This window comes from Streptococcus sp. V869 (genome assembly GCF_054353515.1).
On record NZ_JBTHHW010000001.1, the window covers coordinates 794,263 to 813,808 of the forward strand.

General features: G+C 37.9%; 20 protein-coding genes. 1 reads left to right on the forward strand and 19 read right to left on the reverse strand.

The genetic code is table 11. The features are described 5' to 3' along the window. Positions 1-15: 15 nt before the first annotated feature. Genes rnz through miaA form a run of 4 tightly spaced genes read right to left on the reverse strand, consistent with a single transcriptional unit; the run spans position 16 to position 3,691 of the window. A complete protein-coding gene (gene rnz / locus ACXYSN_RS03885) occupies positions 16-945 on the reverse strand; it encodes a ribonuclease Z (RefSeq protein WP_458636220.1) in 930 nt (309 codons plus the stop codon). A 14-nt stretch (positions 946-959) separates the two neighbouring features. Further along, a complete protein-coding gene (locus ACXYSN_RS03890; RefSeq protein WP_458636221.1) occupies positions 960-1,583 on the reverse strand; it encodes a cystathionine beta-lyase in 624 nt (207 codons plus the stop codon). Then, entirely contained in the window at positions 1,576-2,814 is a 1,239-nt protein-coding gene (gene hflX / locus ACXYSN_RS03895) for a GTPase HflX (protein WP_458636222.1), read from the reverse strand. Before hflX ends, ACXYSN_RS03890 begins: the two co-directional genes overlap by 8 nt. Further along, complete coding sequence (gene miaA, locus ACXYSN_RS03900; protein WP_458636223.1) at positions 2,807-3,691, reverse strand: tRNA (adenosine(37)-N6)-dimethylallyltransferase MiaA; 885 nt, start codon at positions 3,689-3,691, stop codon at positions 2,807-2,809. The genes hflX and miaA overlap by 8 nt, the downstream gene beginning before the upstream one ends. Positions 3,692-3,813: 122 nt before the next feature. Here miaA and ACXYSN_RS03905 point away from each other — a divergent pair, with 122 nt between their 5' ends. Further along, positions 3,814-3,984 carry a DUF3042 family protein gene (locus ACXYSN_RS03905; protein WP_001051780.1) on the forward strand — a complete coding sequence of 57 codons (171 nt, stop codon included), beginning with the start codon at positions 3,814-3,816 and terminating at the stop codon, positions 3,982-3,984. Between the two features lie 44 nt (positions 3,985-4,028). Here ACXYSN_RS03905 and ACXYSN_RS03910 read toward each other — a convergent pair whose 3' ends face one another. The 15 genes from ACXYSN_RS03910 to ACXYSN_RS03980 form a co-directional block, all read right to left on the reverse strand. Beyond that, the gene (locus ACXYSN_RS03910) at positions 4,029-4,868 is read right to left on the reverse strand and encodes a thymidylate synthase (RefSeq protein ID WP_458636224.1); all 840 of its coding nucleotides are present in this window, start codon (positions 4,866-4,868) and stop codon (positions 4,029-4,031) included. 98 nt (positions 4,869-4,966) lie between these two features. Then, entirely contained in the window at positions 4,967-5,926 is a 960-nt protein-coding gene (locus tag ACXYSN_RS03915) for an ROK family glucokinase (protein ID WP_458636225.1), read from the reverse strand. Positions 5,927-6,028: 102 nt separating this feature from the next. Beyond that, a complete protein-coding gene (locus tag ACXYSN_RS03920) occupies positions 6,029-6,874 on the reverse strand; it encodes an excalibur calcium-binding domain-containing protein (RefSeq protein ID WP_458636226.1) in 846 nt (281 codons plus the stop codon). Positions 6,875-6,923: 49 nt separating this feature from the next. Then, a complete protein-coding gene (locus ACXYSN_RS03925) occupies positions 6,924-7,547 on the reverse strand; it encodes an alpha/beta fold hydrolase (RefSeq protein WP_458636227.1) in 624 nt (207 codons plus the stop codon). Next, entirely contained in the window at positions 7,548-9,269 is a 1,722-nt protein-coding gene (gene pabB / locus ACXYSN_RS03930) for an aminodeoxychorismate synthase component I (protein ID WP_458636228.1), read from the reverse strand. Positions 9,270-9,341: 72 nt separating this feature from the next. Beyond that, positions 9,342-10,457: a peptide-methionine (R)-S-oxide reductase MsrB gene (msrB, locus tag ACXYSN_RS03935; protein WP_458636229.1), complete on the reverse strand. Its 1,116-nt coding sequence runs from the start codon at positions 10,455-10,457 to the stop codon at positions 9,342-9,344. Positions 10,458-10,466: 9 nt separating this feature from the next. Next, positions 10,467-11,027 (reverse strand): TlpA family protein disulfide reductase, encoded by a 561-nt coding sequence (locus tag ACXYSN_RS03940; protein WP_458636230.1) that lies wholly within the window; start codon positions 11,025-11,027, stop codon positions 10,467-10,469. Positions 11,028-11,191: 164 nt separating this feature from the next. Further along, positions 11,192-11,755, reverse strand: coding sequence for a TIGR01440 family protein (locus ACXYSN_RS03945; protein WP_458636231.1), 564 nt, complete (start codon positions 11,753-11,755; stop codon positions 11,192-11,194). Positions 11,756-11,901: 146 nt separating this feature from the next. After that, positions 11,902-12,639 carry an adaptor protein MecA gene (gene mecA / locus ACXYSN_RS03950; protein WP_006150176.1) on the reverse strand — a complete coding sequence of 246 codons (738 nt, stop codon included), beginning with the start codon at positions 12,637-12,639 and terminating at the stop codon, positions 11,902-11,904. Positions 12,640-12,786: 147 nt separating this feature from the next. Further along, the gene (locus tag ACXYSN_RS03955; RefSeq protein ID WP_195183746.1) at positions 12,787-13,593 is read right to left on the reverse strand and encodes a LicD family protein; all 807 of its coding nucleotides are present in this window, start codon (positions 13,591-13,593) and stop codon (positions 12,787-12,789) included. Further along, complete coding sequence (locus ACXYSN_RS03960; RefSeq protein ID WP_254726312.1) at positions 13,594-14,397, reverse strand: LicD family protein; 804 nt, start codon at positions 14,395-14,397, stop codon at positions 13,594-13,596. 9 nt (positions 14,398-14,406) lie between these two features. Continuing rightward, a complete protein-coding gene (locus tag ACXYSN_RS03965; protein ID WP_458636232.1) occupies positions 14,407-15,894 on the reverse strand; it encodes an oligosaccharide flippase family protein in 1,488 nt (495 codons plus the stop codon). Between the two features lie 153 nt (positions 15,895-16,047). Then, positions 16,048-17,085 carry a teichoic acid biosynthesis protein TarQ gene (tarQ, locus tag ACXYSN_RS03970; protein ID WP_006150222.1) on the reverse strand — a complete coding sequence of 346 codons (1,038 nt, stop codon included), beginning with the start codon at positions 17,083-17,085 and terminating at the stop codon, positions 16,048-16,050. Beyond that, on the reverse strand, positions 17,078-18,544 hold the full coding sequence (locus tag ACXYSN_RS03975) for an O-antigen polysaccharide polymerase Wzy family protein (RefSeq protein ID WP_458636233.1): 1,467 nt from the start codon (positions 18,542-18,544) through the stop codon (positions 17,078-17,080). The genes tarQ and ACXYSN_RS03975 overlap by 8 nt, the downstream gene beginning before the upstream one ends. A gap of 15 nt (positions 18,545-18,559) precedes the next feature. After that, positions 18,560-19,546 (reverse strand): glycosyltransferase family 2 protein, encoded by a 987-nt coding sequence (locus tag ACXYSN_RS03980; protein WP_458636234.1) that lies wholly within the window; start codon positions 19,544-19,546, stop codon positions 18,560-18,562.

Genomic DNA, 19,546 nt, shown 5'->3' on the forward strand with positions numbered 1-19,546 from the left:
TCCTTTCTCAAGCTTCTAAATTTCCACTTCTTCTAGGTCTTTAACTACATGGACGTTTTCAAAAATCGTTGCAGCATCTTTCTTAAGCTGGCTGATATCTTTTGAAAGAAAACGAGCACTGATATGGTTGAGTAAGAGGCGTTTAGCTCCTGCTTCTATTGCAACCTGTGCAGCCTGCATATTGGTTGAGTGGCCATGATTGCGGGCAATTTTCTCATCACCTTTACCATAAGTGGACTCATGGACAAGGACATCTGCATTGACAGCCAGACGCACACTAGCATCCGTTTTTCGAGTATCACCCAAGATAGTGATAATCTTACCTGGACGTGGCGCTGAGATATAGTCTGCTGCCTTAATCTCGGTGCCGTCTTCTAGGATGACATCCTGACCGTTTTTGATTTTTCCAAAGAGCGGTCCAAAAGGTACACCGGCAGCTTTGAGTTTTTCAGCATCCAAGGTCCCTTCTAGGTCCTTTTGCATGACACGATAGCCGACACAGAAAATAGTGTGATCCAACTCTTCTGCATAAACGGTAAATTTATCTGTTTCAAGAATCTTCCCTAGAGAAGCTTGGTCAAATTCATGGAAATGAATCTTATAGGGCAGGCGTGAACCTGACACTCGTAGGCTGGTCAAGACAAAAGATTTGATGCCTTTGGGACCATAAATTTCCAAATCTGTCTGCTCTTCATTGGCTTGAAAAGCACGACTGGAGAGGAAACCTGGCAAACCAAAGATATGATCTCCATGCAAGTGTGTGATAAAGATTTTGCTTACCTTCCGTGGTCGAATCGTAGTTTCCAGAATGCGATTTTGCGTTCCTTCTCCACAGTCAAAAAGCCAAACTTCGTTAATCTCGTCCAAGAGTTTCAGAGCGAGACTTGAAACGTTGCGGGCTTTAGAGGGCTGACCAGCCCCCGTTCCTAAAAATTGAATATCCATTCGATACTTTCTAATTAATCAAAATATAACATAGCAGTGCGGTTTTCCGAGCGGTAATAAAACTTGCCAGAGAAAGATTTAGCTTCTTGTAGCAAATCCTCTTGACTATAACCTTTTAGACGCTTGCGACCATCTGCTAGGTTCTCCAAGTCAGTTAAAGCTGTGAGATTTTCTACGTTAACAACATCCTCTTCTCCGACAGCCTTCATATAAATCTTTCCAAACTCCTCAAAAACCAGTTGATGGGGAAAAATTTGTGCAATTTCAAAGAGCAAGTCAGCTGTGATTGCTTCCTCGTGTTCTGAGAAAATGCGGCCAAGGTCGCTCCTCTCGTAGCAAAATCCAAAGGATTTACCAGATAGATTGAGGCGAATAAAGGGCTTGCTTTCCAAAGCGAAACTTGGCTCAGCATTGTAGAGGTTCAGTTCCTGACTAAGTTCTGCAAAATAATCTGTCGCAGCTTGAGGACTTTTTTTCTGGTAGAGTTCTGCAAAGTAGGCATTAACTACGCTTGGTGGAGGGGTGATGAGAGCTAGCTGCTCCTCTTCAGACCTACCAGCTAGAAGCTGGTCCAAATAGACCTTGTCTAGACTTGTATAGCCACCATATTTTAGAGCTAAGGTTTTGATATCAGTCATAAAATTCCTCTAATCTCCATTTGTTTTTCTCAGCAATGTAGCCTTTGATGACCTCGCCATCATCTTGGTAGTCACGTTCTTCAAGAATCGCAACACTTTCCAAATCATGAATCTTGTAAGACTTAGAAAAAGGCACCCGTAGAGTAAAGGCTTCAAATATTTCCTTGATCTTATCTAGCAGTAAAGTCTGCAACTGTTCGCGACTATCCTTAGATTTAGCAGAAATCAGAGCGTATGGCGTTTGAGTAGGTGTAAAGTCTTCTACCAAATCTGCTTTGTTATAAAGGGTTAGGCGAGGAATATCCTCCATGTCCAAGTCTTTCATAATAGAGAGGACCGTTTTTTCATGCTCCTCGTGATAAGGATTGCTGGCATCGATAACATGAACCAAGAGATCTACGTGCTTACTTTCTTCCAAGGTTGACTTGAAACTAGACACTAACTCAGTTGGTAAGTCTTGAATAAACCCAACGGTGTCGGTCAATGTAACCTGAAGATTGCCCCCCAGATGGATGCTCTTTGTCGTCGCATCCAGGGTCGCAAAGAGCTCGTCTGCTTCATACTGGGTCTTACTGGTCAAGGTGTTCATGATGGTTGATTTCCCAGCATTGGTGTAGCCAATCAAACCAATCTTAAAGGTGCTTGACTCCAATCGTTTTTCTCGAACTGTCGCTCGATTTTTCTCAACGACCTTGAGTTGACGCTCAATGTCTGTGATCTGATTGCGAACACTACGACGATTAAGCTCCAGCTGACTTTCTCCTGGACCACGGGAGCCAATCCCCCCTGCCTGACGGCTAAGCAGAATCCCCTGACCAACCAAACGGGGCAAGAGATACTTGAGCTGAGCCAAATGAACTTGAAGTTTCCCTTCATGGCTTCGAGCTCGCATGGCAAAGATATCCAAAATCAACTGCATACGGTCAATAACCTTGACCCCTAGAACTTCTTCTAAATTGACATTTTGACGAGGTGTCAGACGGTTGTTGACAATGACTGTCGTGATTTCCTCTGCGTCCACCATTTGAGCAATCTCTTCCAACTTACCAGATCCGACAAAGGTCTTGGAATCGTATTTTTCACGTTTTTGTCTGTAACTATCGACTACAACTGCCCCTGCCGTTTTAACCAAACTAGCCAGTTCTTCCATGGAAAGGTCAAAATTATCCATGCCCTGGAGTTCAACACCAATCAGCAGGACACGCTCTTCTTTTTTCTCCGTTTCAATCATTTAAAAACTCCTCAATCTGGCTGAAAATACGCTCTTTCACACCAGATTCTCCAATCTGATAAAAGGTTACCTGCATGCGGTTACGGAACCAGGTCAACTGACGCTTGGCAAAACGACGAGTCGCCTGCTTGAGACTATCACTAGCCTCCTCCAAACTTTGCTCCCCTCTAAAATAAGGAAAAAGTTCCTTGTAGCCAATACCTTTGGCTGCCTGCACATCTGGATAATGGTCAAACAACCACTTAGCTTCATTCAATAATCCAGCTTCAAACATCAAATCCACACGGTGGTTAATCCGTTCATAGAGTTGACTGCGCTCATCATCCAAGCAAATAATCAGTGGTTCATATAAACTTTCTTGATTTTCCAAATCTTGACCAAAATGGGCAATTTCCAAGGCACGCATGGCACGACGACGATTAAATTGGGGAATTTCAAGGCCTGCTTGATCTAGGAGCTGGGCTAACTCCTCATCTGAAAAAGGCTCTAGACTAGCACGATAAGCTAAAATGTCCTCATGTGGTGTCTCCCCACCTAAATGATATCCTTCTAGCAGACTCTGGATATAAAGACCTGTCCCACCTGCAATAATAGCAAGCTTACCTCGACTTTGAATATTCTCGATGGCTACTTTAGCTTCTGAAACAAAATCAAAAGCCGAGTAAGACTCGGTTACATCTCTCACATCAATCAAATGATGAGGGACAGTTGCCTGCTCCTCCGGACTAGCCTTGGCAGTCCCAATATCTAGGCCTCGGTAGACTTGTTGGCTATCTCCACTAACTACTTCTCCATTAAATCGCTGAGCAACTTCAATGGCAAGTGAAGTCTTTCCAACAGCTGTTGGACCAACAATCACAATTATTTTTGTTTTCATCGTTTTTCCTTGAAAAATTCCCATTTTTTCGTTACTATTATTATATCACAAAATGGACAGGCAGAAAAATGCTATTTCTTGAGCTATTTCCGTCTGATTTATAAATAAAAGGAGGAAGACTCATGGCTAAAGGATTTGCTAAAGGTCTCGTAACAGGTGTTGCAGGAACTGTTGCTGCTGTTGCAGGTGCAGTATACGCATTCAAAAAGAAAGTGATTGAACCAGAAGAACAAAAAGCAGCTTTCATCGAAGAAAACCGTAAAAAAGCAGCTCGCCGTCGCGTATCACGCTAATAAACAAAAAAAGAAGTTGGGAAATCCAACTTCTTTTTTTGTTCTTAAATAGCTAGGTCAAACTTCAACTGCGGTTTCACTGGATCGTAGTCAACCAACTCAAAATCTTCTGCTTTAATATCAAAGAAGTTGGTCTTATCTGGTACATTCAAGACCAAACGTGGTTGGCAGTTTGAAGGTTCACGACGAAGCAGTTCCTCCGCTTGTTCAAATTGATTGTCATAGATGTGAAGGTTATTGATGAAGTAGAAAAATTTCCCTACTTTCCATCCAAAGTGTTTAGCAATCATCATTTGAAGCGCCACATACTGCATGGCATTGATGTGGTGAGCTACCAGCATATCATTAGAACGCTGGGTCAAGGTCGCATCTAGATAGATGTCCCCATCTACTCGACGGACATCAAACATGGTCTGAAAGGCACATGGAAGGAGGCCGTCTGTCTCCTCAAAGGCCTGATAATCCCAAAGCGAGATGATATTGCGACGGTTCCAAGGATTGGCTTCCAACTGTTTGAGGATTTTATTGATGATGTCGTGCTTCTTAACCACAGCCCCATAACGCTCCCCAATAGTACCTGTGTCTCCCACTTCCCAATCATTCCAGTAGTGAACATTGTACTTGTCATTGAGAACTTCTAAGCTATTTGTCTGGTCTTGATAAATCCAGAGCACTTCTTTGATAGCTGATTTGATAGCAATGGGACGCAAGGTCGTGATTGGAAATTCACCCTTAGACAAATCATACTCTGCAAAAGCACCTGTGATGTACTTAGAGTTAGCCACTGATCCATCCTTATACTTGGGACGAGCTTGTTCGGAAAAGACACCTTCATTGAGAATTCGCTCAATATTTTCTTTAAAAATTTTATCTGCTTTTGTCATTTACTCTCACCTCAATTATTGTCTTAACTAGTATAGCACAAAAAAAGAAAGGAGGAAAATCACTCGCTTCAAGAAAGTGATTTTCTCCTTTTTATTTCTTATTGCAAGATAAGGGACGCAGCACCGATAACTCCAGCGTCATTTCCTAAAGTTGCAAGAGCCAATTTAGTGGTTGTACGAACTTGAGGGAAGGTATTTTCATCGTAAACCTTTTGCACTCCCTGAAGAAGGAAATCTCCTGCAGCTGATACCCCTCCACCGATAACGATTGTTGATGGGTTTAGGATTGAACCAATATTGGCACATGCAATACCCAAGTAACGTGAGAAGTTACGGTAAACGATCAAAGCAAGGTCATCCCCTTCTTTTGCCAAGTCAAAGACAGTTTTAGCTGTTACTTCTTCTCCGTCATCAATCAAGCGTTTCAATTCTGCATCGCCTTCGTATTCATCTGCATAACGACGAGTCAAGTTGACAATCCCTGTAGCTGAAGCTACTGTCTCAAGACAGCCTTTTTTACCACACGTACATGTGATTGGTTGGTCAAAGTCAACTGTGATATGTCCAAGTTCACCTGCAGCACCTGCAACACCGTGAAGTAATTTTCCTTCTGCCACGATACCGCCACCAACACCTGTACCAAGTGTCATAAAGACAACGTCTGGTTGGTTTTCACCAGCACCCATCCAACGCTCACCAAGAGCAGCTACGTTGGCGTCATTGTCGATAAAGAATGGAATACCCAAGGCTTTTTCCATTTTTTCTTTGATTGGTTGAAGAGTTTTCCAGTTAAGGTTATAGGCACCGATAACAGTTCCTTTTTCACGGTCAACCACACCAGGTGAACCCATACCAATTCCACGAAAATCTGCAGCAGACAATCCAAGCAAGCCCAAACGGTGTTGAATCGATTCAATCATATCGTCTACGATATGGCTTCCTTCATCCAAAATGTTAGTCTTGATAGACCATTTTTCTTGGATTTCTCCTTCCAGCGTTAAAATAGCAAACTTGATAGATGTCCCACCAAGGTCAATCCCAATAATCTTTTGACTCATCTTTTTCTCCTTATTCTCAATTGAAAATGCTTACAGTACTAGTATAACAAAATCTGCCAATCAGTGCAAAGGTTTGCATTGATTTCCCAAATTTTTTCTATTCTATGGTTTCCACAAACCAGAGGCGTCTACATAGTAGCGTCCGCCATCAACTCGCTCATTTTTTGCCATTTTACCATCTGATTTGAGGTAGTAGTTTCCTTGCCATGCATTACGAGCATAAGAACCATCTGATTTTAAATAGTACCAAGATTGGTAAGAAGAATCATAAACCCATTCACTCTGAGCCATTTTACCATTTGACTTGAGGTAGTATGCACCTTGCCAAGCATTATGCGCATAAGATCCATCTGATTTGAGGTAATACCAGGCTTTGTAGTAAGAATCATAAATCCATTCATTCTGAGCCATCTTACCATCTGATTTGAGATAGTAACTTCCTTGCCATGTATTGCGGGCATAGGAACCATCTGATTTGAGGTAATACCAAGCTTGGTAATAGTTATCGTATACCCACTCATTCTCAGCCATTCTTCCATCTGATTTGAGGTAGTATGCACCCTGCCAAGTATTTGTTACTGGTTTCCCATTTGCAGAAAAATAGTACCAAGATCCATTTTGACGAACCCAACCACTTACAGCTTCTGCACTAGGAGCAGGTGCTGCACTATTTGGTGCTACATTGTTGTTAGCTTGAGATGTACTCGTCTTTTTCTCTTTTAAAACTCCCTTAGGCGCATTCTTCGATTCACAAGCGATTCCATCATGATCCTTATCCAGAGTAGCAGAATAACCTGATTCTCCCTTATGAATATCTGCATATCCATTCTCCCAAGCTTCCTTACAGCTCGAAAAATGGATACTTTCATCTGCCACAACAGGTTGTAAAAACAGAGTAAGGACAGGTAAAGAAACTAGGCCTAGTTTTAATAAATGACGTTTGTTCATAATTTTCTCCTAAAATTATAATATCAATATCAATCTCAATATTATTTTATCAAACTTGTTTCTGCAATTCAAGAAAACTTCTAGTTATTTCTGCAAACTCTTTTGGTTTGGCCCTATTCAGAACATGAGGTCCATCAGGAATAATCTGAATCTGAGAATTTGGAATCAGTTGTTGCAGACCTTTCATAGACTTTAGATTAGGCTTATCCTGACTACCACAGATTAACAAAGTTGGATATGAACAATTCTTTGCAATCTCTCTTAAATCAAGTGTTTTTAATTCTTCAGATACTCCAACTAAAAGCGATTTGTCTGCTCCCTGCTTCTCAAATATCCTTTTTGGGAGTAGTTTAAATATCAGAGATTGAATATAAAAAGGGATGTTTCCCGCTAATTTCAATGGACAACCTGATAAAACCAAGGCCTGAAGATTTGGCAGATCGTAACTTGACAATTCTAATGCAAGTGCAGCCCCTAAAGACAAACCGACTAGGACAAAAGGTTCTGTCTCCTCTGATAAGTGCTGATAAATGCGCTCTTTGGCTTCTTGGTAGGTCCCAACTCCTGAAGGAAATAAGTCCAGTGCTTCAGAGGGATAATCTGCCAGCAAATCCTGAACTTCTTTCCAACTATCTGCTGACTGTCCCAAACCGTGTAAAAATATGAGTTTCAATTAGTTCTCCTTTACTGACAATTCATACAATTCCCTAACCGCATTGCAGGCATAAATAACTTCTGCTTCTTTCAAATCTGATAAAGTCAAGACCTTCTCTTCCACCTGCTCGCTTTCAAGTAAATGCTGGCGATAAATCCCTGGTAAAATGCCCAGAGTACTAGGTGGGGTATAGAGCTTGCTATTAATTTTTAAGACCAGATTCCCAATAGAGGTTTCAAGCAATTTTCCATCAGCAGTGTGATAAATGATTTCCTGATTTCCCACTGTCAAATGTGGTCGGTGTGTCGTCTTAAAGTAGGTAAAGGCCTGCTGCAAATCAGCTTCCTGTAGACAAAGTTTGGCCTGATAAAAACTAGAGCTAAGCGGTGTCAATACTTGTCGATCATTTTCTATTTCTCCAGACTTGCTGATACTGATTCGCAAACGGTAGTCTTGATGAAGTTCACAAGTCTGGCACTCCTTCTCTAACTTTTGTCTCAAAACTTCTTGGTCAAATGGAAAGGCAAAATAACGACTAGCCTTTTGCAGTCTTTCCAGATGTTGATTTTCAAAGAGCAAGGTTTTATGGCTAATTTTCCCTGTTGTAATCAGTTGAAAACGAGGCTGTTTACGATAGAGAACTGCCGCTTTTTGATGGACTTCACGGTATTCTGACTCCCAAGTACTATCCCAAGTAATGCCTCCACCGACTCCATAGATGGCTTGTCCTTGATGCAGTTGAATAGTTCGAATAGCTACATTGAAAATTCGTCGCCCATTGGGAAGTAATAGACCAATCGTCCCACAGTAGACCCCTCTTGCTTGCGGCTCCAAGTCCTTGATAATTTCCATTGTCGCTATCTTGGGTGCACCTGTAATGGAGCCACATGGAAAGAGAGAACGGAAAATTTCAACTAGGTCAACATCTGGTCGTAACTGACTCTTGATAGTTGAAGTCATCTGCCACACTGTAGAATACTGCTCCACTTGGCATAAACGTTCCACATGCTCACTACCAACCTCAGAAATACGATTCATGTCATTTCGCAAGAGGTCCACTATCATCATGTTTTCTGAGCGATTTTTGGGATCTTGTTCCAACCAAGCCGCCTCTTTCAAGTCTTCAGCATCAGTCAGACCACGTTTAGTTGTCCCCTTCATAGGACGAGTGGTCAACTCACGCCCATTTTGCTCGAAAAAGAGCTCTGGACTCATGGAAATCACTGCCATGTCATCATGCTCTACGTAGGCATTGTAGCCTGCTTCCTGCTCCACCACCATACGATTGTAGATAGCAAAAGGATTGGCACTTAAATTCTGCTTGAGTTGGACAGTATAATTTACCTGATAAGTATCCCCTTGTCGTAAATGATGGTGAATTTGGGCAATCGCCTTTTCATAGTCCTCAGCAGATGTTACTTCCTGCCAGTTTGATGGCAAATCCACCTCCTCATAAGTTAGAGGAATGCTAGAGGTTTCAACATTATCATGAACGGTGAAATAGAGGAAATACTCTCCCAGTAAGGTACCTGAGTAGACTGCTAATTTTTCTTCAAAAGCAGGTGCAGCCTCATAGCTGACATAACCTACCACATAATAGCCTTGCTCTTGGTAGCTTTCCACTTGTGCTAACAAATCCGTTACTTCTGCTAAATCTCTAGTTTTTAACTCTTTGATAGGCTGGGTGAAGATGTATCTCTCGCCCAAAGCCCTAAAATCAATCACTGTTTTTCTATGCATATCCTAAGTATACCATAAAAGCCAGACCCCAAACAGGAGATCTGGCTTTTTACCTAATATGGATGAAAAAACTTACTCAACATAATCTAACAAATACCCATAACCTTTTTCTTCCATTTGATCCTTAGGAATAAAATGGATGGAGAGGCTATTGATACAATAGCGTAGCCCTCCCTTGTCCTTAGGTCCATCTGTAAAGACATGTCCTAGATGGGAATCACCAATTCTACTTCTGACTTCCGTTCTAACCATATTGTATGACTTGTCTTCCTTATAGGTCACAACATCTGGACTGATAGGCTGGGTAAAGCTAGGCCAACCACAGCCCGATTCAAATTTATCTTTCGAAGAAAAGAGAGGTTCTCCAGTTGCTACATCCACATAAATTCCTGCTTCAAATTTATCCCAGTAACGATTTGAAAAGGCTCGTTCTGTTTGACTGTTTTGAGTCACTGCATACTCCTCTGGAGATAGGAGTTTTTTCAATTCATCGTCACTCGGTTTTGGATACTTGCTAGCATCAATGACAGGATAGGCTGCTTGATTGACATTGATATGGCAATATCCATTAGGATTTTTCTGGAGATAGTCTTGGTGGTAGTCCTCAGCCACGATAAAATTAGTTAAGGCTTCTTTTTCAACCGCTAGAGGCTGGTCATACTTCTTAGCAACTTGATCAAAGACTTGATTGATGACTTCTAAGTCTTTTTCATCAGTATAGTAAACTCCCGTTCTGTACTGAGTCCCCACATCATTTCCCTGCTTATTCTTACTGATTGGATTGATAATGCGGAAATAATGGAGCAAGATTTCTTTTAAAGTAATTTGATTGGCATCGTAGGTCACATGAACAGTCTCAGCATGCCCGGTTTGGCCGATTAACTCATACTGGGTTGTTTCTCCTCTCCCATTAGCATAGCCAGAAACTGCATCTGTCACACCTGCTACTCTTGAAAAATACTCTTCGACTCCCCAGAAACAGCCTCCAGCTAGATAGATTTCATGCAGGTCAGCATCTTTAGCTGGCACCGTTTTTTTCTTAGCACCTTGACCTTGGCTAACAGCTGCCTTCTCAATTTGAGAGGTATCGGTATTGATAGAGTTTCTTTTTTCCAAAAGAAACAAAATTCCTATGATGATGAAAATGATAACCCCAATTAAGAATATTGTTTTTAATTTTTCATTCATAATCAACCTCTAATCTATACTCTTTAAGGTCTGTAAAATAGTTTCTTTGTCCATAAAGCCTGGTTGAGTCTTCACCAATTTTCCTTCTTTATCAATAAAGGCCTGAGTCGGATAAGAACGAACTCCGTAACTTGCTAAGAGTTTTCCAGAAGGGTCTAGAAGTACAGGGATATTTTTATAGTCCAAACCCTGATACCATTTTTGGAAGGCTTCTTCTGCTTGCTCTCCTTTTTGACCTGGAGAAACAACCGTCAAAATTACAAAGTCATCGCCAGCTTCCTTTGCCAGTTCATCGGTATCAGGTAGACTAGCTAGACATATAGAACACCAAGAAGCCCAAAATTTGAGATAGACCTTTTTACCTTTGTAATCCGATAGGCGATAAGTTTTACCATCAACTCCCGTGAGTTCAAAGTCTGGAACTTCTTCTCCTTTTTTTGCAGTTTGAGAGCTGACTTGCGCTTGTTTGTCTCCATTTTGTTTATCAGCCTCGCTCGTCGTCTGATTTTTACAAGCCGATAGACAAACCAGACTAGCGCAGACCAATACAGATACTTGCCATATTTTCATTTTCATCACCTTTCTTATTATATATATGAATATAGATAATAATTTTATAGCTCTATTATATACCTACCTTCCTAAAAATACTTAGAATCTGCTCGGAAATTAATGACGCTTCTTGATTACAAAAAACTCCCACCTGCTGAGCAGATGAGAGATTTCGTTTTTTACTATATTTTTCTGATAAAGTCTTGTGGATATTGAGCACGCGCCCCACCGATTAATTTCGGACGACTAGCAAGGGCAGTTACATGTGCATGGCCGATTGATTTCAAGACTGGACGTATAGGCACTTGAACATGCTTGATATGCATCCCTATAGCTGTGTCACCAATATCGATTCCTGCATCTGCCTTGATAAATTCAACCTCAACTGGGTCTTTCATATAACGAAAGGCTGCCAATTGACCAGAACCTCCTGCATGCAGAGTCGGTAAAACACTTACAATCTCCAGATTGTATTTGATTGCGACCTCTCGTTCCACTACCAAGGCACGGTTAACATGTTCGCATCCCTGAACTGCTAGATGGATCCCTCTTGCTGACAAGATCTCTAAGATTTTTTGAACAATTAATTCCCCAATTTCTTGGCTGGAGTCTTTCCCAATGCGACCTCCTATCACCTCGCTAGAAGATAAGCCCAAAACAAAGAGAGCTCCCTCATGGAGAGAAGCCTTTTCCAGTACATCTTCTAGGATTTCCTCTACCTCTTTTTGTAAATGTCCTTGGTCCATACTTTACCTCGCTTACTTCCTTCTATGATATCGTTTTTTTATCATTTAATCAAGCTGGGAACATAGTCCTACTTCCAATAGACTGTTCCATATTATTCAAATCGAAAAAGACAGAGAAATTCTCTCTGCCTCATTTATAAACATAGTTATACTTTTTGAAGTCCTTGGACGGCATCATGATTGATGATGACTTGTCCATATTCTTGAAGGACTGAGCGACTGATATCACTATCATCCGCAAATTCGCGCATCCGTGCCAATAACCAAGCTGGATAAAGACTTGGATGATCCTCTACATCTACCAAAACTGTTAGATAATATTGGTCATTCATTTTGTAAAGTTCTGAAGTCTCCATTTGGTAATCGACTGTCTTTGCAAAAGAGACCAAACTAGTTAAGTCGTCAAATCGTAAGATGTAATAGATATAAGGTTCTCTTTTTCCTTCTTCAAGTTCAGAAATTTCCTCAATCGCTGCTTCCTCTTCTTTTTCAACCTGTTCTAAAGATTGAATAGCTTCAATATCTTCTTTTGTTTTTTCTGCCATGGTTTTTTCCAATGTTTTCAGAAACTCATCTGGAGACATTTTCGCCAACTCATCCATATCTGGAAGATCTGCTAAATCCTCAAAATCCAAGTTCTGGTCAATCTTAGATTTCGTTACAAAGACATCAACCTTGTCAGGCTTCGGTGTTACTCGGAAGCTAAGCATTCCTGTATCTAAAAAACTGTCTGGCATTTCTAGCTCATCCAAGATTGCATAGAAAAACTCTTCTGTTTTTTCTTGTGGAACGAGAAAGTCAGCGATTTCCATTCCACGATCCATCAAATCTTCTAGAGACATCGTGATTTTTAAAGTCGTATCACTGATTTGTTTCATTTTCATAGTTCGTAACCTCATACTTTCAGTTCTATCTATTATACAAGATTTAAATGATTTTATCAAAAGAATGGCGTTGGAATTGAGTCTAAAGATGCTCACTTGATGAATCAAGCGAGCATCTTTAGAACATCTATCTAGCCTATAAAATGTTTATTTTCGATAGGCTTTTATACTATGGCTATACCACTCCTGCATTTCTTTTGATGGCGGAGTCATATAATCCCCATACATCTGTGTTAGAAAAGCATCATAGTTCTTTGGAATAGGTACCATCCGACCTTCAAACTCTGTTAAAATCAGTTCTTTTAAAGTTCCTGCTGGAAAGACTTCTTTCATTTTTTCTTTCCCAACTCCAATGGCTCCTTCATATGCAGGATTTTCTGTCACACTATTTTTAACTAATTGATCTATTTTCTTATAGAAATATCTCGGATTAACAAGTCTAAGAGGATACCAGATACACAAACGAAGGAAATCTTTTAATTTGCTATCTCCGTGTACTGCACGTTCTTTTTTGATATAGGCAAGCTGACGCAAGGCAACATATTTATAGCTCTTATCAACGATGCTCAAATCTGAAAAATGATCGATTGGAAAGACATCAATAAACAAACTCGTATCATGACGCTTATATTTTACGTTATCTTCAATAACTGTTGATGTATCAAGAATAGCTGCAAAATTATGGAAATACCATGAAGAAGTATCGTAAGAAAGAACTCGATAAATAGGATGATTATCTTCCTCAATCGCTTTTAATAGACGCTCATAGTCTTTTCTATACAGTGAAATATCGATATCATCATCCCAAGGAATCATTCCCTTATGACGAACAGCTCCCAACATGGTTCCATAGCTGAGGAAATAAGGAATGTCATTTTTTTTACAAATTTCATCAACATAGTCCAGAATACCTAGTTGAATTTCTTTAATTTCATTTTTTTCTAAGTACTGCATTTAATCCTCCAATTGATAGGCTTCAAATTCGTGACTATAAAACTGTTTTTCTTTTGGTGGGAGAGTCATATAATCACCATAATACTGTTTCAAAATAGTATCGTATTGTTTCGGTGCTGAAAGCATCAGATGTTCAAAAGGAACTTCAATTAAATCTTCAAAAACTTCTTTGGCAAAAACTTCTTTTTCCTTAAACTTGGAAGGAATAAAAGCGATATATTTCCCATCTTTTACTCTATACTTTTGAATTTGCTTTTCAATTTGACTTGCAAAATAACGGGGAGAAATAGGACGAAAAATAAACCAGAAGAAGGTACGAATCAAGTCTTTTAACTTGCTATCTCCATAAACAATATTCTTATGTTTACTGAAAGACAATAATTTAAAGCTTTCCAACTTATAGCACACATCGATAACTTTAGGATCATTGAAAGAATCCATTGGAAAAATATCAATGAAAATTCCAGATTCATAAGTTTTCGTATTTCGAGTATCTTCTATTTTTGTTGTCGTATCTACAACCTTAATAAAATTATTATAGTATCTTTCATCAGTTTCTAATGCTAAAATCTTATACTTAGACTGCTCTTGATTAAATAACTGGATAAAGCGTTCGTAGTTATCTCGTGTCATAGAGAGGTCTATATCATCATCCCAAGGAATAAAACCTTTGTGACGGATAGCCCCAATCAAGGTACCATAATTAATAAAATAGTTAATATTATGCTTCTTACAAAAAGAGTCAATATAGGCTAAAATATCAAGCTCAATCTGCTTAGCTTCTTCAATGCTTAATTTTCTCATCTAATCCTCCTAAGATTTTTTTATACGTCTTTTAAGCGAAACAAAATGTCCTAAAAATTCATAAAAGATACTATCTTTTGTCCAAACAAGTAAACTAATATAACTAAGAGCTGATAAGACCATGATAATCAGCATATTGATTAAGAAGGATAGGTTGATAACCATTTTAACTGGATAAACAAGATTAACTAAAAAGTAGATAGGAACAAATGTCGATGCGAAAAGAGAATAACGTAGAGTATATTTGAAAATATGTCCTAAACTAATGAGCTTAGTCTTATGAATAAAGATAACATAAAGAATTAGTAGAAAACTTTCTGATATCATAGTCGTAATCAGATAATACTCTGGTGTAATAATGTTATTAAAATAGAGAAGACTATCCATAACTAAATTCAATCCACCAGCAAATATCGTATAAACCGTAATTCTTTTTTCAAATCCATTTGTAAAAAGAATTTGAGATCCTAAAATCGTATCTAGGGCAAGAATAATGGTACGAAATGCAAAGAGGGATGTTAAGATTCCACCACCAATATATTTTTCACTACCATATAAAAGGATTGCATAGGGTCCTAAAATCATCAAGCCAAAACTAAGAGGGATGATGAAGAAGTTAAAAATCCGACTTCCTCGATTCACCAAATTTACATATTCTTCTTTTTTCCCGATTCCTAGATAATAGCTCAAGCGAGGGACACTGACTCCAATCGCACCTGTAACTACACCAGCAATGACAGTCACAATGCGTTGTGCGATTGTATAGTAGCTGACATTTACATCAACTCCAGTTTTTACCAGAAATAGACGATCTAGGAAAGTAAATAACATATTGGCATTTGCAAAGATTAACATGGCCGTCAAAGGAAGAAAGAGAGGCTTAAATTCCCCCAAGGAAACCTTTACAAATTTGATATCTTTTTTAATCCAAAAATAACTAATAAGATAATTAATGAGAGTTGATAGACTCATAATTAGTGTATACACAACAATATCATGCTCATTTCTTACAAACACAAAGATGGATACAAGCATGAGAATACGGATGAAAGCTGTTTTATAAAATAAAAAACTATAATTTTCAAGCGCCTCATTGACCCATTCGATTGAGAATATTTGAGCAATCAGCTGAACTCCCATTACCAAAAAGATTTTTTTGATAACAGGATTGCTATTAAAGAATAAGGGATAGGAGAACAGATAGACAATACTTGTTAAAATCGTACAAACTACACATAAATAAAAAAGGCTTGAAAAGACTTTATTTAGTTCTCTTTTATTGTCTTTTACATTACTAATAGCACGAAGTCCGTAACTATAGACTCCATAGGTCGCAAAAGGCAAGAAAAAAGACAGAATAGTATCGACAGAGTTAAAATAACCATAATCTGTACGATCTAAAACACGCGCGACATAAGTACCCGTCAAAATTGGAAAAATGATATTTAAAACACGAATACCCATATAAGCCAGGGCATTTAACTTAATACTTTTCATTCAATTTACCTCGTTGATTTATTATATCATAAACTTAGTTAAAAAGCCTACTTAGCTTAAAATCCTATTTCTTACTCGATGATGATCGGTGAAAAAAAGAGGAACCTTCAGTCCTCTTTTTCTGTATTCTTAATTTTTCCTTGATGATTGATATTAGAGCGCAAAAGCAATAACACCTAAAACAGAACGATTGAGATTTCTCACTTCTTGCAAACTTTCTTCAAATTTCTTATAGCGAGTGACACCATATTCTTCTACAAATAGTACATTCTCAAATGCTAAAAGTTCTTTGACATTCTGCAAATTAACAAACTGAACTCCTTCAAGATTCAACTTGTATTCTGACTTCAATTTATTCAAGATATGATTATCTGAACTTACAATTGCTAATGGTTGGCCTTGGCACATATAACTTAGGAGTTCAGAAAGATTTTCAACAGTGGTAATAGTTGAAACGAAATCTACTTGATAAGCAGAAAAATCACCTGCACGATTGATAGTTGGATTAAAGAGATATACTAGGATATTTGCTAAAATAACTAAGACTACACAGAGGATACCAATAATCACTAAGCGTAAAATAAGGTTTTTCAAGTTAAATCCAAGCGCAACTTCTCCATTCGGAGTCAATTCTGTAGAGTTAACTGTTTCAAGTTTTTCAATTTTAACATCTGTAAAAGTAGACTTAAACTTATCAATCAAAGAGTCAAATTTGCTTTCAAGGAAATCATTTACTTCCTTACTTGGAGTTAAAATTTTAACAGTTACACCTGCATCATCAATTAATGGATTGATCGTTAATTTTTTTGTCCAATAGTCACTTGCAGAATTTTTTAATGCTGTTTCTGTTGTATCTAAATCATTTGCGATTTCTTTCATTTTAGCAGAATCAACATCGTTGAAAAGAAAGGCACCGTTTAGATTACCATCAATTAGTTTTGCATAGAAGTCACTATAGCCACCAACTTGATGATTCAAAATTGTTTTTGATGATTCTTCTGGAGCAGTTATCTTATAGGTAATATAAGTTGAATAGCTAGTAGAATCTTTGACTGTATTTTTATTTTTAACAGCTTTTAAAGTAAATGGTACAGCTATGAGAGCAAATAAGGCTAGTAAAGCTAGTAAATTCACTTTACGTTTTTTATAAAGATTTGCAAACAAATCAGCTACAGAATAATGTTCAAACATGTATTTCCCCTTTTTTGATTAAGTGATGATTTTCTTTTGTAAGCATTTTTGCTACGAAAATGATAAGAAGTACGATTGCCCAGAACTGCATTGTAAAAAGGTTAAAGAAACTTTCTGAGAAACTACTTCTAGGCATAAAGAATAAATTATTCAAGATTAACAAAGATAAAGCAAATAGGATTGGTCTTGAGCGATAAGCTACTTGTAGCATAGCTATAAAGAGCATACCAAGTAACAAACTTAGTAGAAATAGTCCCAACATACCATAATCAGTATACAATTCCATGATGTAACTACTTCCAATCCCATGCCCTTTTAAGTATTCTTTATTTAAAACGAGATAGGACAGATTATGGGCGTAACTATTACTGTCAATCGCTAGTTCGATACTATTTGTCGTATGTTCAAATGGTTTAGCACCGAAGATGATTCCAATACTACCTCTTGCAAAATAGTCGACAATCGGACCAAAAGTGAAATTACGGAAGTCTCTATACGGAAGACTACTATTGTACAAGAATCCTCTGGCTAAAACTCCAAAACTAGTTCCTTGTTTATAAATGAAATCGAGTAATAGATCAAAAACTCCACTATGGGACACTTGAGCATTATCACGAACATAGTTTAGTGCTCCCATCGCAAGCATGAGAACCGGTGTCCCAAGATAAATGGCTATTTTTTCTTTGAAACCAATCCATTTACCTTTCTCCGTTTGTTCACGCATAAAGTAGTATACAAAGGCAAAAATCAAACTTAGAATGAAGGGATTTCTGGTACCAATTACTAAGTGGATTAAGTTAGCTGTGATAAAAGCTACTAATACCATTGTCGCATGTGACTTTTTAGGTTTTGTCGCTAGGTACACACACATAGCATAAACTGTGAAAGTCGACAAGATATAAGTAAAGTAGGGCAGTTGACTTTCAAAATTTGCATAATAATTGTAATAAGAAGTTTGCAAACGGAATAGCAAGCGCTCAAATAGTCTAAGGAAATAAAAAGGATAGGTAAGCAAAAATACACTCAATGAAACAAATCGCAAATTTTTTACATAATTGACATTTGATTTTTTTTCCACTCTTACATCAGTTTTGCTGTTTCGAGTAAGATAATAACTTGCTATAAAGCCACCTACTGTCAGTCCTAAAATGGATACGATAACAACTAAGAAAGCAAATCGATAAGCAATCGGTTGATAGGTATCTAGTGCTCCATTCCTGAAATAATCAATAGTAGGTCTAGAAACCAAAAATATAAAAATTGTAATAAAGAATATAAAGTGAATCAAATAATATTTGATATTATTCCAGCAAAGTAACAGACTACTAATTAAAAGTAAAAGTAAAGTTGTCAGTAGTCCAACGTTATTACTGGTGAACAAATAAGCAAAACCGCTTATTATGGTTATGATATAACTAAAAATTGTAACAGTTAGCAACATTCGTTTGCCATCAATCATCTCTACCCTCCTTTTCTAATTAATTTTTTTCGATTGCTCAATATTTTTGAACAATAATATTCTATACAATCTTACATTTACAAATAATGCTAAAGCACTAATACGTCTTCCTTTTCTAAAAATGGTATTTTTGAAAATAGCAAAGGCATGTTTTTTCAAATAACGATAAATTCTTGGATAGTCTTTAAACTCTTTGAAATTATCATCTAAGAGCATCTTATCTAAAATAAAGAAATGCGCATATGCAAGTCTAAAGAAAGCTACTTCTGTTAAGCTTGGATAGTTTTTAACCACTTCATTATAAAATTTTTGATAAATATCAATGTAGGCTAAATCTTTTTTCGCATATGGTTTGGTAGTAATACTGTCTCCTCGGTGGAAATAGTAATAGTATGGTTTGGTATTTACAACATACTTTTTAGCTACTTTAATGAGATCAAAATGATAATAGGCATCTTCATAAATCAAGCCCTTTGGAAAACTTAACTGTGTTGCAATCTCTTTCTTGATAAGTTTGTTACAAATAGTACCAGGTATTTTCTCACCAATTAAATATTCTCTAAGGAATGTTTCAGTATCACATACAAAATAATCATCCTGGTTTTCAGTTTGGGGACTCTCACTATTGGCATAGACATTCATAACCCCACAGCTGGAAACGTCAGCATCTTCTTTGATTAATTGTTGATATAAACTAGCAATCATTTCAAGATGAATGTAATCATCCGAATCTATAAAAATAACATAGTCCCCGTGCGCTTGCTTCAATCCATCATTTCGAGCTTGAGATAAGCCTTCATTTTCTTTGTGATAGACCAAAACTCTTTCATCTTGCTCAGCAATTTGTTCACACAAGCGACCACTTTCATCTGTCGCCCCATCATCAACAAGAATAATTTCGAGATTTTTATAGGTTTGTTGCTGAATGGACGCTATTGATTTTTCAAGGTATTGCGCCACATTATAGACTGGAACAATGACACTAATTAATGCAGTTTCCAT

What these genes read in the sequence shown, in the direction of transcription:
- ACXYSN_RS03920 (WP_458636226.1), bottom strand. Translation starts at nt 6,874, where the DNA reads ATGAACAAACGTCATTTATTAAAACTAGGCCTAGTTTCTTTACCTGTC.
- ACXYSN_RS03960 (WP_254726312.1), bottom strand. Translation starts at nt 14,397, where the DNA reads ATGAGAAAATTAAGCATTGAAGAAGCTAAGCAGATTGAGCTTGATATT.
- ACXYSN_RS03910 (WP_458636224.1), bottom strand. Translation starts at nt 4,868, where the DNA reads ATGACAAAAGCAGATAAAATTTTTAAAGAAAATATTGAGCGAATTCTC.
- mecA (WP_006150176.1), bottom strand. Translation starts at nt 12,639, where the DNA reads ATGAAAATGAAACAAATCAGTGATACGACTTTAAAAATCACGATGTCT.
- ACXYSN_RS03915 (WP_458636225.1), bottom strand. Translation starts at nt 5,926, where the DNA reads ATGAGTCAAAAGATTATTGGGATTGACCTTGGTGGGACATCTATCAAG.
- ACXYSN_RS03975 (WP_458636233.1), bottom strand. Translation starts at nt 18,544, where the DNA reads ATGATTGATGGCAAACGAATGTTGCTAACTGTTACAATTTTTAGTTAT.
- ACXYSN_RS03955 (WP_195183746.1), bottom strand. Translation starts at nt 13,593, where the DNA reads ATGCAGTACTTAGAAAAAAATGAAATTAAAGAAATTCAACTAGGTATT.
- ACXYSN_RS03980 (WP_458636234.1), bottom strand. Translation starts at nt 19,546, where the DNA reads ATGGAAACTGCATTAATTAGTGTCATTGTTCCAGTCTATAATGTGGCG.
- tarQ (WP_006150222.1), bottom strand. Translation starts at nt 17,085, where the DNA reads ATGTTTGAACATTATTCTGTAGCTGATTTGTTTGCAAATCTTTATAAA.
- ACXYSN_RS03940 (WP_458636230.1), bottom strand. Translation starts at nt 11,027, where the DNA reads ATGAAAATATGGCAAGTATCTGTATTGGTCTGCGCTAGTCTGGTTTGT.
- ACXYSN_RS03890 (WP_458636221.1), bottom strand. Translation starts at nt 1,583, where the DNA reads ATGACTGATATCAAAACCTTAGCTCTAAAATATGGTGGCTATACAAGT.
- msrB (WP_458636229.1), bottom strand. Translation starts at nt 10,457, where the DNA reads ATGAATGAAAAATTAAAAACAATATTCTTAATTGGGGTTATCATTTTC.
- rnz (WP_458636220.1), bottom strand. Translation starts at nt 945, where the DNA reads ATGGATATTCAATTTTTAGGAACGGGGGCTGGTCAGCCCTCTAAAGCC.
- ACXYSN_RS03945 (WP_458636231.1), bottom strand. Translation starts at nt 11,755, where the DNA reads ATGGACCAAGGACATTTACAAAAAGAGGTAGAGGAAATCCTAGAAGAT.
- miaA (WP_458636223.1), bottom strand. Translation starts at nt 3,691, where the DNA reads ATGAAAACAAAAATAATTGTGATTGTTGGTCCAACAGCTGTTGGAAAG.
- ACXYSN_RS03905 (WP_001051780.1), top strand. Translation starts at nt 3,814, where the DNA reads ATGGCTAAAGGATTTGCTAAAGGTCTCGTAACAGGTGTTGCAGGAACT.
- ACXYSN_RS03965 (WP_458636232.1), bottom strand. Translation starts at nt 15,894, where the DNA reads ATGAAAAGTATTAAGTTAAATGCCCTGGCTTATATGGGTATTCGTGTT.
- pabB (WP_458636228.1), bottom strand. Translation starts at nt 9,269, where the DNA reads ATGCATAGAAAAACAGTGATTGATTTTAGGGCTTTGGGCGAGAGATAC.
- hflX (WP_458636222.1), bottom strand. Translation starts at nt 2,814, where the DNA reads ATGATTGAAACGGAGAAAAAAGAAGAGCGTGTCCTGCTGATTGGTGTT.